The sequence below is a fragment of the Micromonospora sp. WMMD998 genome (assembly GCF_029581235.1).
Taxonomy (GTDB): Bacteria; Actinomycetota; Actinomycetes; order Mycobacteriales; family Micromonosporaceae; genus Micromonospora.
Map to the genome: position 1 here is coordinate 4,412,471 of NZ_CP120740.1, position 14,154 is coordinate 4,426,624.

At 74.3% G+C, this 14,154-nt stretch carries 13 protein-coding genes; 5 read left to right on the forward strand and 8 right to left on the reverse strand.

The window, feature by feature from the left end; genetic code table 11:
* The first annotated feature begins 13 nt into the window (after positions 1-13).
* Positions 14-778: a hypothetical protein gene (locus O7619_RS20220; RefSeq protein ID WP_282282713.1), complete on the forward strand. Its 765-nt coding sequence runs from the start codon at positions 14-16 to the stop codon at positions 776-778.
* On the opposite strand, the gene O7619_RS20225 is transcribed toward O7619_RS20220, so the two are convergent.
* The 8 genes from O7619_RS20225 to O7619_RS20260 all read right to left on the reverse strand — a co-directional run bounded on the left by O7619_RS20225 (position 771) and on the right by O7619_RS20260 (position 8,330).
* A complete protein-coding gene (locus O7619_RS20225) occupies positions 771-1,385 on the reverse strand; it encodes a bifunctional 4-hydroxy-2-oxoglutarate aldolase/2-dehydro-3-deoxy-phosphogluconate aldolase (RefSeq protein WP_282282715.1) in 615 nt (204 codons plus the stop codon). The genes O7619_RS20220 and O7619_RS20225 overlap by 8 nt on opposite strands.
* The gene (locus O7619_RS20230; protein WP_282282717.1) at positions 1,382-2,365 is read right to left on the reverse strand and encodes a sugar kinase; all 984 of its coding nucleotides are present in this window, start codon (positions 2,363-2,365) and stop codon (positions 1,382-1,384) included. The genes O7619_RS20225 and O7619_RS20230 overlap by 4 nt, the downstream gene beginning before the upstream one ends.
* Positions 2,362-3,288, reverse strand: coding sequence for a PmoA family protein (locus O7619_RS20235; protein WP_282282719.1), 927 nt, complete (start codon positions 3,286-3,288; stop codon positions 2,362-2,364). The genes O7619_RS20230 and O7619_RS20235 overlap by 4 nt, the downstream gene beginning before the upstream one ends.
* Entirely contained in the window at positions 3,285-3,968 is a 684-nt protein-coding gene (locus tag O7619_RS20240) for a hypothetical protein (protein ID WP_282282721.1), read from the reverse strand. The genes O7619_RS20235 and O7619_RS20240 overlap by 4 nt, the downstream gene beginning before the upstream one ends.
* A complete protein-coding gene (locus tag O7619_RS20245; RefSeq protein WP_282282724.1) occupies positions 3,965-4,837 on the reverse strand; it encodes a carbohydrate ABC transporter permease in 873 nt (290 codons plus the stop codon). The genes O7619_RS20240 and O7619_RS20245 overlap by 4 nt, the downstream gene beginning before the upstream one ends.
* Complete coding sequence (locus tag O7619_RS20250; protein WP_282282727.1) at positions 4,834-5,817, reverse strand: sugar ABC transporter permease; 984 nt, start codon at positions 5,815-5,817, stop codon at positions 4,834-4,836. The genes O7619_RS20245 and O7619_RS20250 overlap by 4 nt, the downstream gene beginning before the upstream one ends.
* Positions 5,818-5,842: 25 nt before the next feature.
* On the reverse strand, positions 5,843-7,186 hold the full coding sequence (locus O7619_RS20255; protein ID WP_282282729.1) for an extracellular solute-binding protein: 1,344 nt from the start codon (positions 7,184-7,186) through the stop codon (positions 5,843-5,845).
* Between the two features lie 97 nt (positions 7,187-7,283).
* Positions 7,284-8,330, reverse strand: a complete 1,047-nt coding sequence (locus tag O7619_RS20260; protein WP_282282731.1) for a LacI family DNA-binding transcriptional regulator — start codon at positions 8,328-8,330, stop codon at positions 7,284-7,286.
* A 235-nt stretch (positions 8,331-8,565) separates the two neighbouring features.
* On the opposite strand from O7619_RS20260, the gene O7619_RS20265 reads away from it, so the two are divergent.
* From O7619_RS20265 to O7619_RS20280, 4 genes are read left to right on the forward strand one after another with little or no spacing between them, the layout of a single operon-like run.
* Positions 8,566-9,894, forward strand: coding sequence for a Gfo/Idh/MocA family oxidoreductase (locus O7619_RS20265; RefSeq protein ID WP_282282733.1), 1,329 nt, complete (start codon positions 8,566-8,568; stop codon positions 9,892-9,894).
* Positions 9,895-9,910: 16 nt separating this feature from the next.
* Positions 9,911-11,344 (forward strand): glucuronate isomerase, encoded by a 1,434-nt coding sequence (uxaC, locus tag O7619_RS20270; protein ID WP_282282735.1) that lies wholly within the window; start codon positions 9,911-9,913, stop codon positions 11,342-11,344.
* A complete protein-coding gene (locus O7619_RS20275; RefSeq protein WP_282282738.1) occupies positions 11,341-12,642 on the forward strand; it encodes an enolase C-terminal domain-like protein in 1,302 nt (433 codons plus the stop codon). The genes uxaC and O7619_RS20275 overlap by 4 nt, the downstream gene beginning before the upstream one ends.
* The gene (locus tag O7619_RS20280; RefSeq protein WP_282282739.1) at positions 12,633-14,123 is read left to right on the forward strand and encodes a mannitol dehydrogenase family protein; all 1,491 of its coding nucleotides are present in this window, start codon (positions 12,633-12,635) and stop codon (positions 14,121-14,123) included. The genes O7619_RS20275 and O7619_RS20280 overlap by 10 nt, the downstream gene beginning before the upstream one ends.
* Positions 14,124-14,154: the final 31 nt, after the last annotated feature.

Here is a 14,154-nt window from a genome sequence, read left to right on the forward strand (position 1 = left end):
GAGGGGGCGCGACATGGGTGAGCTACGCAAGCCGTTCCTGCTGCTGGCGTTGCTGGCGGTGGCGCTCGTGGTCGGGGTGGAGTGGGGCGCGGCGGCGCTGACCGGCGGTGGGGACGCGGGTGCCGCGCTGCGGGACAGCGCCGGTCAGCTCGGCGTGGAGCTGGGCGACGTGGGCGGGGTCGCCGAGCCGTCCGGCCGGGGCACCGGTTATCTCGCGCTCATCGACGTGGTGGCGCTCTGGACCACCGGGCTGTTCGCGGTGAGCCTGGTGCTGCCGGACCGGGTCCAGGGTCGGGTGCAGGGCGTCGCCACGCTCGTCTTCTCGATCGTGCTGCTGCTGGTGTCGCTGGTCCTGCTGATCGTCGCGTTCGTGGAGCTGACGGTGATGGTCTCGCTGTTCCTGGCGCCTCCGTTCGGCACGCTCGCGTACCTGGCGGTGTGGGGGTTCTTCCCGGTCGGTGACGCGGCCGTGCTGCTCGGGCTGGTGCTGCTGCTCAAGCTGGTCTGGGCCGGGCTGCTGCTGGCCGCCCAGCCGCGTTTCCTGCGCAACAAGGGGCTGGTGCTGCTGGCGCTGACCACGCTGCTGTGCACGGTGGTGTTGCAGTTCCTGCACGGCCTGCTGCCGGTGATCCTGGTCAGCATCCTCGACGACCTGGGCGCGGTGGTGTTCGCCGTGGTGGCGCTGATCTGGGCGCTGGTGCTGCTGATCGGCTCGACCCCGGCGATCGTGAAGGCGATCCGCACCACCGCCACCACGTCCGGCCGCACGGTCAGGTGACCGGGTCGCCGGTGGCGAGCGCGGCGAGGCGCGGGAGTTGGGCCGGGTCGGTGAGCGCCGAGCCGACCGCCACCACGCGCACCCCGGCGGCCAGGAAGTCGCCCGCGTTGCCGGCGTCGATGCCGCCGGTGGCCACGAACCGGGCCTCCGGCAGCGGCCCGGCGACCGCCCGGAACCAGGCCGGGCCCAGGCTGACCGCCGGGAACGCCTTGAGCCAGAACAGGCCGTGGTCGAGCGCCCGCTGCGCCTCGGTGGGGGTGGCCACGCCGGGCAGGTGCGGGATGCCGTAGCCGCGGGCCGTGTCCGCGACGGTCAGGTCGAGGCCCGGGGCGACGGTGAACGCCGCCCCGGCGCTCATCGCCTGGCGGACCTGGGCAGGGCTGCGGACCGTGCCGGCGCCGACGATCCGGTCCCGGCGCCGCCCGGCGGTGACGGCGGCGCGCAGCGCGGGCACCGCCCCCGGGGTGCGGATCGGCACCTCCACCACGTCGATGCCGAGGTCCCAGGCCAGCTCGGCGAGGCGGACCGTCTCCTCCGGCGGCAGGTCGCGCAGGATCACCATCACCCGCGCGTCGCCGAACAGTGGTGCGAAGTCGTGTGCGCTCATGTGCCGCTCCCTCCGTCGCGTCGCCGTGCCGGCGTCGCCCAGTCCCGATCGGTCAGCGCCAGCGCCCGGGCGATCCGCGCCGGGTCCGGCGGTGGCGCGGTGTCGCCCGGCGCGGCCAGCACCGGCGCCGCGGTGAGGTGACCCAACCGCAGGCACGATCTCAGGTCAACCTCGCGCAGCAGTCCGGCGAGGAAACCGGCGGCGAAGGCGTCCCCGGCGCCGACCGGCTCCACCACGTCCACCTGCGGCGCCGGCACGAAGACCGCCGGCCCGGTACGCGGCAGCGCGGTCGCGCCGACCGGCCCGTCCTTGACCACCACCAGTTCGGGTCCGGGCAGCAGGTCGCGGACGGCGGCCGGGTCGGCGCTGCCCCAGAGCGTCGCCGCCTCGTCCAGCCCGACGAGCACCACGTCGGCGCGGTCGGCCAGGTCGCGCAGGATCGGGGCGGCCCGGTCGGCGGGCCAGAGCGCGGGCCGGTGGTTCACGTCGAAGACGACCCGGGCGTCGGGCAGCGCCCGCCCGGTCAGCGCGTGCGCGAGCAGCCCGTGGCAGGAGTCGGAGAGCGCGGCGGTGATCCCGGACAGGTGCAGCAGCCGGACGCCGGCCAGCCGGGGGTCGGTGAGGTCCGCCGCGCCGAGGCAGCTCGCCGCGGACCCGGCCCGGTGGTAGTGGACCCGGGTGCCGGCCGGGCCGGGGTCCTTGAGGTAGACGCCCGTCGGCGCGGCCGGGTCGACCGTGACCAGGGAGACATCCACCCCGGCCGCGGCGATCTCGGCGAGCACCCGGCGGCCGAACGGGTCGTCGCCGACCCGGCTGAGCCAGGCCGCGCGGTGGCCGAGCCGGGCCAGCCCCATCGCCACGTTGGACTCCGCGCCGCCCACGCCGACGGTGAGCCGGGCGGCGTGTTCCAGCGGACCGCCGTCGTCGGGGGTCAGCACCACCATGGTCTCGCCCACGCAGGCGACCTCCGGCCCGGTCACGGGGCGGGCTTCGCGGCGAGCCGGGCCGGGACGTCCACCGGATCGAGGTGACCGTCGACGACGAGCACGCGGTGCCGGTTGTGGCGGGGGCGGCCGGCGGCGACCACCGCCGGCCGGTCGAAGGCGTACGCGACGCAGACGCCCGGGTACATCGCGGTCCGCACGAACCACCTGTCGCCGGGCCCGAGGCCGGTGAACACGAGCGTGTACGCGCCGCCGGTCCCGCCGCCGTGCAGCGCCAGCCAGGGCGCGGCCGAGCCGTTGACCGCCTCCTCGCCGGCGGCGTCCACGGTGCGCACCCGGGGTTCCGGCCCGGCCGCGACCCGCCAGAAGAAGCCGCCGTAGCCGGCCCCGCCGGGTCGGCCGTTCGTGGCCGGGCTGCCCAGGTGGACGTCGCCGCCGGTGGCGGACGTGAGGGTGGCGCTCAGGTCGAGCCACCAGGCGTCGTCGCCGGCCGGGACGGCGGTCAGCCGGCGGTGCTCGCGCAGCAACGGCCGCCCGCCCGCGTCCCGCCATTGCAGGTCGTGGTCGAGGCGGTCGGCGGCCCGCTCCCGCCAGCCGGTGTGGGCGATGACGCCGTGGTCGTCGCGCCACGTGTAGCCGGTGCCGCGCACGTACGTCCGGCCGCCCCACAGGTTGGCGCCGGCCACGTCCTGCACGGCGAGGGACGCGCCGAGGTGCCACACGTGGTCGGCGGGGAGCGCGTCGGTGACCGGGACGCCGGCCCGGGTCCGCACCGGGTGCAGGTAGGGGCGGGGCCCGTGCCGGGGGTCCAGGTCGGGGTGGACCACGTAGCGGGCCACCTCCACCCCGGCCACGACCAGCCGCTCCGCACCACTCGCGGCGGCGTCCGGCACGCCGGCCCGGGCCGCGTCCGGAACGGCGGCGGGCGCGGCGGCGGCAGCGCGGGGATCGGCGGTCACGACGCCTCCGGTCGGACCGCCGGGTGGTGGGCCGCCGCCGGCTCCGGCGCGCCGGCCGGACGGCCGAGGGCACCGGCGGGGGTCGCTGGACGGTCGGCGAGGCGGGCGTCGATGGCGTGCAGCGCGGCGAGGGTGTAGCCGCCGAGGATCGGCACCGCTACCGGGGTGACGAGCGCGGCGAGCAGCGCGGCCAGGCCGCAGGTCCCGGCGGCGGCGGCCCACGCGCCGGGCCGCTGCGGGCAGGTGCGGGCCACGTGCCGGGCGGCGGCCCGCCAGCCCCGGCCGCCGGTGCGCCCGACCGCGACGGCGACCAGGCCGGCGTACCCGAGCAGGGCCGCGGCCACGACGGCGGTGACCGCCAGGGCGGGCCCGCCGCCGGGTGCCCGGCCGGTGGCGAGCGCGAGCAGGTCGGCGCCGAGCGCGACGGCGACGGTGAGCGCGACGGCGCTGGCGGCGAGGCCGGCGGGCAGCGCGCGGCCGAACCGGGTGAGGGTGGTCCGCGTCGCCGGCCAGTTCCCGGTGACGGCGCGGTCGTGCAGCGCGGCGGCGGCCGTGGCGACGGCCGGGGCGAGCGTGAGCACCGGCAGCGCGGCCACCGCCACGGCGAAGCCGAGCAGCGCCAGGTCGGTCGCCTCGGCGAGGGTGTCCCGCCAGTCCCGGCGGGGACGGTCGGCGCTCATCCCTTCAACCCGCTGGTGTTGATGCCCTCGACGAGCATCCGCTGGAACGCGAGGAAGAACAGGAACACCGGCAGCAGGGACAGCACGGACATGGCGAACATCGGGCCGACCGCGCTCTGGCTCGTCGAGTCGATGAACAGGGTCAGCGCCACCGGGACGGTGTAGTCCTCCAGGGTGGACAGGAAGACCAGTTGGCGGAAGAAGTCGTTCCAGGTCCAGATGAACGAGAAGATCGCGGTGGTGACCAGCGCGGGTCGGCTCAGCGGCAGGATCACGTGCCGGAACACGCCGTACGCCGTGGCGCCGTCGATCTTGGCGGCCTCGTCCAGCTCGCGCGGGATGCCGCGCATGAACTGCACCATGAGGAAGACGAAGAACGCCTCGGTGGCCAGGAAGTGCGGGATGAGCAGCGGCAGGTACGGCCAGTCGCCGCCGACCAGGCCGAGGCTGCGGAACAGGATGTACTGCGGGACGATCAGCACGTGCCCGGGCAGCAGCAGGGTGCCGATCATGACGGCGAACCACATCTTGCGCAGCCGGAACCGCAACCGCCCGAGGGCGTACGCGGCGAGCAGGCAGGACAGCGCGTTGCCGAGCACGGTGAGCAGGCTGACCATGGCGCTGTTGAGGAAGAACCGGCCGAAGCTGACGTCGAAGTTGGTCCAGCCGTCGACGTAGTTGCCGGGGGTGAACGTCTCCGGCAGCAGGCCGATGTTGTTGACGATCTCGGCCTGCGACTTGACCGAGGTGCCGAGCATCCAGATCAGCGGGTAGAGCACCACCGCCACGATCGCCACGAGCACCAGCAGGCGCAGCGCCTGCCGGTTGCGCGGGCGACGGCGGCCGGCGACGGCGGTCACCGCGGTCATGAGTCGTCCCCTCCGTCCGAGTAGTGCACCCAGAACCGGCCGGTGCTGAAGAACACGGCGGTGATGAGCGCGATGGCCAGCAGGAACACCCAGGCCATCGCCGAGGCGTAGCCCATCTCCAGGTCGGTGAAGCCGGAGATGTAGAGCTTCAGCGTGTACATCAGGGTGGAGTCGACCGGGCCGCCGGTGCCGTTGCTGAGCACGAACGCGGCGGTGAAGCCCTGGAAGCCGTGGATGGTCTCCAGCACCAGGTTGAAGAAGATCACCGGGGAGAGCATCGGCAGGGTGACCGCGCGGAAGCGCCGCCACACCCCGGCGCCGTCCACGGCCGCCGCCTCGTACAGCTCAGTGGGGACCTGCTTGAGCCCGGCCAGGAAGATCACCATGGGCGCGCCGAACTGCCAGATGGCCAGCACCATGAGCGTTTGCAGGGCCCAGTCCGGGTCGGCGACCCAGGGCAGCCCCTCGATGCCGAACAGCGCGAGGAACGAGTTGAACGCGCCGTCCCGGTTGAACATGTTGACCCAGACGATGGCGAGCGCCACGCTGCCGCCGAGCAGCGACGGCAGGTAGAACAGGCCGCGGAACAGCCCGACGCCGCGCCAGGCGCGGTTGAGCAGCAGCGCGACGCCGAGCGCGGCGGCGAGCTTCAGCGGCACGGCGACCAGCGCGAACGTCAGCGTGACCCGCACCGCGTGCCAGTACGACGGGTCGGCGGTGAACATCCGCTCGTAGTTGGCCAGCCCGACCCAGCGCACCTCGGACAGCGGGGTGAGGATGTCGTAGTCGGTGAAGCTCAGCCAGAGCGAGAGCAGCATCGGGATCGCCGTGATGCCCATCAGTCCGATGAGCCAGGGCGAGAGGAAGACGTACCCTGCCAGGCCCTCACCGAGCCGGGCCCGGCCGGCCCCGCGCCGTGGGGGGCGGGGGCCGGCCGGTCCGGTTCGTGGGGTCCGGCCGGGCGCCGTGGTGAGGGCCACGGGCCGGTTCCTTTCCGTCGAGGGGTCAGGCGATTGCGGCTGTGCAGGCGGTGACGAACTGCTCCGCCGCCTGGGCCGGGGTGGCCCGGCCGTACTGGGCGTTCTCGGCGGCCTTGGTCAGCTCGGACTTGACCTTGCTGTGTCCCTTGATCGGGACCTGCGGGGACGGGCCGAACTTCTGCGCCAGCTCGGACTCGACCTGGATGGACTGCTTCATGGCCGGGTCGGTGGCGGTCTCGCTGACCTTGGCCCGCAGGTCCATGTTGGACGGCAGGCCCCGGTCGGTGCCGAGCAGCGCGACCGCCTCCGGGTCGTTGGCCAGGAAGTTGATCACATCGACCGCGACGTCGCGGTGCTTGCTGCCCTTGAACACCGACCAGTACATCGAGGCCCGCGCCCACTGGCCGCTCGGGTCACCCGGGTACGCCACCACACCCAGCTCGTCCTTGGTGTTCTTCTTCAGGTCCGGCATCTGGTTGACCCAGGCCCAGGAGGTGGCCGCCTTGCCGGTCACCACGAGCTGCTTGGTGACGTCGCTGGCGTTGCCCTCGTGGATGACGTCCGCGGGCGGGGTGGCGCCGGCCTCCCGCGCGCCCTTCCACAGCTCGAACCACCTCGTCACGTCCTCGACCGTGAAGCCGAGTTCCTTGCCCTGGTAGAGGTCCTTGCCCTGCTGACGCAACCAGACCCAGAGCGCCTTGTAGTCGGCGCTGGGGTCCTGGGTGCCCGGGACCTTCGTCTTCTTGGTCACCTGCTCGGCCCAGGCGATGTGCTCCTCCCAGCTCATCCCGGTGGTCGGCTCCGGCAGCCCGTTCTTGGTCAGCAGCGTCTTGTTGTAGACCAGGCCCTGGGTGTTCTCCCCGGCGGCCACCCCGGCGAGCTTGCCGTCGACCACGCCGTACTCCAGCAGGCTCTTGGGGAACGTCGACACGTCGAGCTTGCCGGAGTCGCGGTAGCTGCCCAGGTCGAGCGTGGTGCTGCGGCCGGCGTACTCGGCCAGGTAGTTGTCGTCGATCTGGAACAGGTCGGGCGGGTTGCCGCCGGCGGTGAGCGTGGCGAGCTTGTCGAAGTAGCCCTGGTTGGCCTGCCAGGTCTTCTCGAAGGTCACCTCGGGGTGCTTCCTGGTGTAGAGGGCCAGGGCGTCCTCGGTGAGTTTGGCCCGGGCCTCGCCGCCCCACCAGAAGATGGAGAGCTTGACCTGGCCGCCGTCACCGCCGCCGGAGTCGTCGCCGCAGCCGGCCGCGCCCAGGGCGAGCGGCGCGGCCAACGCGACGGCGGCGAGGCCGCGGACGAATCGGCGTCGGGACAGGGGGGTACGGTGATTCCGCCCGGCGGACACGCCGGCGGTGGGGGACGTTGCGGGGTGCATCTGCGCTCACTCCTCGGCTGTGGGAGGCGACGACGTCACCGGTGGCCGTCCACGGGCCGCCCGGGTCCGCACCGCTATGCGGGCCCGGGCCACCCGGTCAGGTCCCGGCGCCGTCCCGACCGGGCTCGGGCACGGGCCCGGTCGAGTCGCGGACGACAAGTACGGTCTGGAGCATTACCTGTGCGGTGGTGCGACGGTCGCCGGCCGCCGCGCCCCGGCCCCGGGCGCCGCGCGGCGCGTCGGAGTCGAGTTGCAGCAGCATGTCGACGGCCGTCCGGCCGGCAGCCGCGGTCGGCGTGGCCACCGTCGTCAACTTGGGGCGGGTGAGTCGGCTCAGCGCGATGTCGTCGACGCCGACCACGCTGACGTCCTGCGGCACCCGCAGCCCCAGCGCGTCGAGCCCTTCGATCAGGCCGAGCGCCATCAGGTCGTTGTAGGCGAGCACGGCGGTGACGCCGCTGCGGCGCACCGGTTCGGCGAGCGCGCCGCCGCCGGTCTCGGTGGGTTGGTTGGGCCCGAGCAGGGTCAACTCGCCACCGCCGCTGCGGGCGGCGGCCGAGGCGGCCCGGCGCATCTCCCGCGCGGTCCACGAGCCGCGCGGGCCGCCGAGCAGCGCGATCCGCCGGTGGCCGAGGCCGAGCAGGTGCTCGATCGCGGACCGCGCGCCCTGCCCGACGTCCATCATCACGCAGGGCAGGCCGGCGACCTGGCGGTTGATCACCACCACCGGGACCTCGCGGCTGACCTGCTCGATCAGGCTGTTGCTCATCCGGGGGCTGCACAGCAGCACGCCGTCGACCTGCTTGGCCAGCGCGTGGACCAGGTCCTCCTCGGCGTTCACGTCCTCGTTGGTGTCGGCCACGAACACGTGGTAGTCGCGGTGCCGGGCCTGCCCCTCCGCCGCCTTGATCAGCGGCGGGAAGAACGGGTTGGCGATGTCGGCCACGATCAGGCCGATGTTGTGGGTCCGACCGGTGATCAGGGCCCGGGCGGCCCGGTTGGGGCGGTAGCCGAGGTCCTCCGCGCAGGCCAGCACCCGGCCCCGGGTCTCCGGGTTGACCAGGTGCGGGGCCGAGAACGTGCGGGAGACGGTGGAGATGTGCACACCGGAGGCCCGGGCGACGTCCCGGATGGTGGCTGGCACGGCGGCTCCCTGGTCCGATGTGGTGGGGGTCACGGTGCCGCCAATTAATGCAAACGGTTGCTCCGGTGTCAACGCCCCATTGTTACGGATCAATTTCAACCGGAGGCCCGGTGGGCGTATATAACCCCACCAATCCGGATTCATGGTACGGGAAATCCATCGACCATTGACGACGTGTCGCCCGGCATGGTTTCTTCGGCTGCAAACCTTTGCAGCACCGTGGGAGGCCGACGTCATGTCACCACCGGCCCGGAAACGGGTCCGCCACGCCCTGGTCGGCGCCGGAGCGCGCGCCGAGATGTTCGTCCGCGCGCTCGCGCTCGACCACGCCGACACCGCCGAACTGGTCGCCCTGGCCGACGTCAACCAGACCCGGATGGACGCGCACAACCGCTGGCTCACCGAACTCGGCCAGCCGCCGGTGCCCACGTACGCCGCCGCCGACTTCACCGCCATGCTGACGACCGAGCGCGTCGACGTGGTGCTCGTGACAAGCGTCGACGTCACCCACGACGAGTACGTGGTGGCGGCGCTGCGGGCCGGCTGCGACGTCGTCACCGAGAAGCCGATGACCGTCGACGCGCCCCGCTGCCGGCGCATCCTGGACGCGGTCGCGGAGACCGACCGGAAAGTCACCGTCGCGTTCAACTACCGCTACAACCCGTTGCACGAGCAACTCCGGCGGCTGCTCGCCGACGGCGCGGTGGGCGAGATCGGATCGGTGCACTTCGAGTGGCTGCTCGACGTGCGGCACGGCGCCGACTACTTCCGCCGCTGGCACCGCGACAAGGCCACCTCCGGCGGCCTGCTCGTGCACAAGGCCAGCCACCACTTCGACCTGGTCAACTGGTGGCTGGACGCCCGCCCGGTCGAGGTGCACGCGGCCGGGCGGCTGTTCTTCTACGGCGAGGACGGCCGCCGGCACGGCTACGCCCGCGACTACGACCGGGCGCACGACGCGCCCGCCGCCGCCGACGACCCGTTCGCGCTGAAGCTGGCCGAGCACCCCCGGCTGCGCGAGCTGTATCTCGACGCCGAGGCCGAGGACGGCTACCACCGCGACCGCAACGTCTTCGCCCCCGGCGTGACCATCGAGGACGACCTCGCCGTGCTGGCCCACTACTCCACCGGCGCCACCATGACCTACCACCTCACCGCGTACGCGCCCTGGGAGGGCTACCGGGTGATGGTCAACGGTAGCCGGGGCCGCCTCGAACTGGAGGTGACCGAGAGCGACCACGTCAGTCCCGGCGGCGCGTCCGCGCTCAAGGGCGCGGCGCTGCACGGCGACGAGGCCGCCGTGGAGCGCGGCGAGGCCCGGCTCACCCTGCGGCCGTTCTGGCAACCGCCGGTCCGGATCCCGGTGGACGGCTGGACCCGGCGCGGGCACGGCGGCGCGGACGCCCGGATGACCCGGGTGCTGCTCGGCGGCGAGGCCGACCCGCTCGGCCGGGCCGCCACCGCGTACGACGGCGCGCTCGCCCTGCTCACCGGCCTGGCCGCCAACCGCTCGCTGGAGACCGGCGCGCCCGTCCGGGTCGCCGACCTGCTCACCCTGCCCTGACCGAGGAGCCCCCGCTGTGTCGATCGTCTCCCCCAGCGATCTGCTGCTGCCCGCCGAGCCCGGCCAGCGCGCCCTGGCGCGCGAGCTGTACGCCCTGGCCGCCGCGCAGCCGATCATCTCCCCGCACGGGCACGTCGACCCGGCGCTGCTGGCCGAGGACCGCCCGTTCCCCGACCCGGCCCGGCTGCTGATCGTGCCCGACCACTACCTGACCCGGATGCTGCTCAGCCAGGGCGTGCCGCCGGGCGACCTGGGCGTGCCGAGCGTCGACGGCAGCCCGGTCGAGACCGACGGGCGCGCCATCTGGCGGCGCTTCGCCGCGCACTGGCACCTGTTCCGCGGCACCCCGTCGCGGCTGTGGCTGGAACAGACGTTCCGGAACGTGTTCGACGTGGACACCCCGCTGGGCCCGGCCACCGCCGACGCCGTCTACGACGCGCTCGCCGCCCGCCTGGCCGAGCCGGCGTTCCGGCCCCGGGAGCTGTTCACCCGCTTCGGCATCGAGGTGCTCGCCACCACCGAGTCGCCCCTGGACGACCTGGGCCGGCACGCCAAGCTCGCCGCCGACGGCTGGGGCGGGCCGGGCGGCCGGGTGGTCACCACGTTCCGCCCGGACGACGTGGTGGACATGGAGTTCGACGGCTGGGCGGCGAACGTGGACCGGCTCGCCGACGTCTCCGGCGAGGACACCGGCACGTACGCCGGCTACCTGGCCGCGCTGCGGCAGCGCCGGGCCGCGTTCGCCGCCGCCGGGGCCACCTCCTCCGACCACGGGCACCCCACCGCCCGTACCCTCGATCTCGACCCGGCGCAGGCCGCGGCGCTCTACGACAAGGGGCGGCGCGGCCTGGCCGACCCGGGCGACGCGGAGGCGTTCCGGGCGCACATGCTGCTGGAGTTCGCCCGGATGTCGCTCGACGACGGCCTGGTGATGCAACTGCACCCGGGCGCGGTGCGCAACCACAACCGCTGGCTGTACGCCCGGCACGGCCGCGACGTCGGCGGGGACGTGCCGCAGGCCACCGACTACGTGCACGGCCTGGCCCCGCTGCTGGACGCGCACGGCAACGACCCGCGGCTGACCGTGGTGCTCTACACGCTCGACGAGGACACCTTCACCCGGGAGCTGGCGCCCCTGGCCGGCGGCTACGCCGCGTTGCGCCTCGGCGCGCCCTGGTGGTTCCTCGACTCGCCGGAGGTGCTGCGCCGGTTCCGGGAGGCGGTCACCGAGACCGCCGGCTTCTACAACACCGCCGGGTTCGTCGACGACACCCGCGCGTTCTGCTCCATCCCGGTACGCCACGACGTGGCCCGCCGGGTCGACGCCGGTTTCCTGGCCCGCCTGGTCGCCGAGCACCGGCTCACCGGGGACGAGGCCGCCGAGACGATCGTCGACCTGGCCTACCGGCTGCCCAAGCAGGTCTTCAAGTTCGGAGGTGACCGCGCGTGACCAGGATCGTCGACGTCACGGTGCACGACGTGCGCTTCCCGACCGCCGCCAGCGGCGACGGCTCGGACGCCATCAACCGGGGCGACTACTCGGCCACCTACGTGGAGCTGACCACCGACGGCGGGCCGACCGGCGCCGGGTTCACCTTCACCAACGGCCGGGGCAACGAGATCACCTGCGCGGCGGTGCGGGCCCTCGCCCACCACGTGCGCGGACGCACCGTCGCCGAGATCGCCGGCGAGCCGGTGGCGTTCTGGCGCTCGCTCACCGCCGACGTGCAGCTCCGCTGGCTCGGCCCGGAGAAGGGCGTCATCCACATGGCCACCGGCGCGCTCGTCAACGCGGTCTGGGACCTGCGCGCCAAGCTCGCCGGCACGCCGATGTGGCGGTACCTCGCCGAGATGCCCACCGACGAGCTGGTGGCCACCGTCGACTTCCACCACATCACCGACGCGCTCACCCCGGACGAGGCCGCCGCGATCCTCGACAAGGGACGCGACGGCCTCACCGACCGGCTGGCCGGGCTGGACCGCGACGGCTTCCCCTCCTACACCACGTCGGTGGGCTGGCTCGGCTACCCGGACGAGCGGGTGCGGGCGCTGACCCGCGACGCGTACGCCCAGGGGTGGCGCGCGGTGAAGATGAAGGTCGGCGGGCGGCTCGACGACGACCTGCGACGGGCCCGGATCATCCGGGCCGAGATCGGCCCGGACGCGCTGCTGATGATGGACGCCAACCAGGTCTGGGACGTCGACGAGGCGATCGCCGCGATGGCGGTGCTGGTCGAGGTCGACCCGTACTGGATCGAGGAGCCCACGCACGCCGACGACGTGCTCGGCCACGCCCGGATCGCCCGCGCGGTGACCGAGCTGTCCGGCGGCCGGTGCCGGGTCGCCACCGGCGAGGTCGCCGCCAACCGGGTCGTCTTCAAACAGTTGCTCCAGGCCGAGGCGATCGGCGTGATGCAGGTCGACGCGTGCCGGGTCGGCGGCGTCGACGAGGTGCTCGCCGAGCTGCTGCTGGCGGCGAAGTTCGGGGTGCCGGTCTGCCCGCACGCCGGCGGCGTCGGGCTGTGCGAGTACGTGCAGCACCTCGCCGTCTTCGACCACCTGCGGGTGAGCACCGGCCTGGACGGTCGGATGGTCGAGTACGTGGACCACCTGCACGAACACTTCGTCGACCCGGTCCGCACCCGGGGCGGGCGCTACCTGCTGCCCACCGCGCCCGGCTACAGCGCCACCATGCGACCGGAGTCGATCGCGCAGTTCCGCTTTCCGGACGGCCCGGCATGGCGGTGACCGTGGGCACGGACCGGCTCGGCCTGGCCACGCTGCGCCGGCTGCCCGAGGCGAGCCGGCCGCTGGTGCGCCCCGGCACCGTGCCGGCCGGCATCGTGCACCTGGGGCTCGGCGCGTTCCACCGTGCCCACCAGGCCGTGCACACCGAGGCGGCGGTCGGCGCGGCCGGCGGCGACTGGGGCATCATCGGCGTCGCGCCGCGCAGCACCGACGTGGTGGAGGCGCTGGCCGCCCAGGACGCGCTGTTCAGCGTCACCACGCTCGCCCCCGAGGGCGCGTCGACCCGGGTGATCGGCGCGCTGGCCGGGGTACGCCACGCCGCCAGTGACCCGGACGCGGTGGTGCGGCTGCTCGCCGACCCGGCGATCCGGGTGGTCACGCTCACCGTGACGGAGAAGGCGTACCAGCTCGATCCGGTGACCGGCGCGCTCGCCGCCGACGCGGAGCTGACCGCCGACCTCACCACCGACCGGCCGCCGCGCACCGTGCCCGGGCTGCTGGTGCGCGGGCTGCTCGCCCGCGCCGCCGCCGACGCCGGCCCGATCGCGCTCGTCAGTTGCGACAACCTGCCCGCCAACGGCCGCCGGCTGCGCTCGCTCGTCGACCAGTGCCTGGCCCTGGCCCGGGTGCCCGACGCCACGCTCGACCGGGTGGCCGCGCAGCTCACCTGCCCCGGCACCATGGTCGACCGGATCGTGCCGGCCAGCACCGACGAGACCCGGGACACCGCGCGCCGGGCGCTCGGCGTGACCGACCTGGCGGCGGTGGCCGCCGAGCCGTGGTCGCAGTGGGTGATCGAGGACGACTTCCCCGGCGGCCGACCCGCCTGGGAACGGGCCGGCGCGGTCCTCACCGACGACGCCGGCCCGTGGGAACGGCTGAAGCTGCGCGCGCTCAACGGGGTGCACTCGGCCACCGCGTACCTCGGCGCGCTGGCCGGCGCGGAGACGGTGGTCGACGCGCTGGCGCTGCCGCACCTGGACGCGGTGCTGCGCCGGCTGGTCGCCGAGGAGATCGCGCCGAGCTTCACCCCGCCGCCCGGCGTCTCCGTGTCCGACTACGGGGAGCAGGTGCTCGCCCGGTTCGGCAACCCGGCGATCCGCTACCGCACCGCGCAGGTCGCCTCGGACGGCTCGCAGAAGCTGCCGCAGCGGGTGCTGCACACGGCGGCCGACCTGCGGGCCGCCGGCCGGTCCGCGCGGTGGAGCGCGCTCGTGGTCGCGGCCTGGCTGCGGTTCCTGCTCGGCCACACCGACGACGGCCGCCCGCTGCCGCTCGACGACCCGCTCGCCGACCGGTTGCGCGCGGCGCTCGCCGCCGGCCGGCACACCCCGGCCGGGGTGGTGGACGCGATCTTCGCGGTCCGCGAGGTCATCCCCGCCGACCTGGCCGCCGACGACGAGTTCCGCGCGGCCGTGACCGGCTGGCTGACCGCGCTGGAACGGCACGGCGTCCGCGCCACCCTGGCCGGTGCCCGGTGACCTGCGGTCTCCCGGGCGGCCCGGCCGGTGC